The sequence below is a fragment of the Micromonospora sp. ATLC16 genome, from assembly GCF_057196645.1.
The window spans coordinates 1-894 of record NZ_JBXUOW010000170.1; the positions used below are offsets into that span (position 1 = coordinate 1).

An 894-nucleotide genomic window follows, 5' to 3' on the forward strand; every position below is an offset into this window, starting at 1 on the left:
ACGAAGACACCGCCCGTGGAACAGGGATACCGGCTGACCTGCGCTTCCGCACGAAGGGGCAGTTGGCGATCGACATCTGCACCGACGCGTACGCCGACGGGGTGCGCGTGGATGTGGTCTGCGGGGACGAGGTCTACGGAGGCTGCACGCAGTTGCGGGAGTTCTTCGAACAGCACCAGCAGGCGTACGTGCTGCGGGTCGCTTCCACCTTCATGACCAGCCTGCCCTCGGGGGCGAAGCTGACCTGCGCACAGGCCGTCGAACGGCTGGTCAAGGACACGCGTCGGTGGGAGGTCCGGTCGGCTGGTACGGGGTCGAAAGGGGCGCGTTGGTATGCCTGGGCGTGGATCGCCACCGCCTCACCCCGGCATCATCTGCTCATCCGCCGTCACCTGCGCAGCGGCGAGCTGGCTTTTCACTACTGCTACGTGCCCGAAGGGCAGAAGGTGACCAAGACGAGGCTGATCCGCGCCGCCGGACTGCGCTGGCCGGTCGAGGAGGACTTCGAGTTCGGCAAGGACCACTTCGGCCTGGACCAGTGCCAAGCTCGGCTGTACACCGCGATCGCCCGGCACACCGTGCTGGTCATGGCCGCCCTCGCCATCTGCGCGGTCACCGCCGCTGACCTGCGATACCGCACCGACACCCAGGCGCCACCACCGAACACACCTGACCAGCCACCACCGGCCGAGCCCGGCCTGATCCCCCTGACCGTCCCCGAAACCCGACGACTCCTGGCCAGCCTCCAACACCGGCCGACGCCGCCCGGCCACGCCGAGCACTGGAGCACCTGGCGACGCCGCCACCAAGCCCGCGCCCGCTGGTTCCACCAACGCACCAGACTCAACCGCGAATACGCCCTGGTCAACTAGCCAATGGCGGCTGCCGTACTAG

General features: G+C 68.2%; 1 protein-coding gene. It reads left to right on the forward strand.

Going from position 1 to position 894, the window contains the following annotated elements:
• Positions 1–872 (forward strand): transposase (locus AC2CHE_RS26900; protein WP_484507619.1); only part of this gene is annotated, 872 nt, incomplete at its 5' end.
• Positions 873–894: the final 22 nt, after the last annotated feature.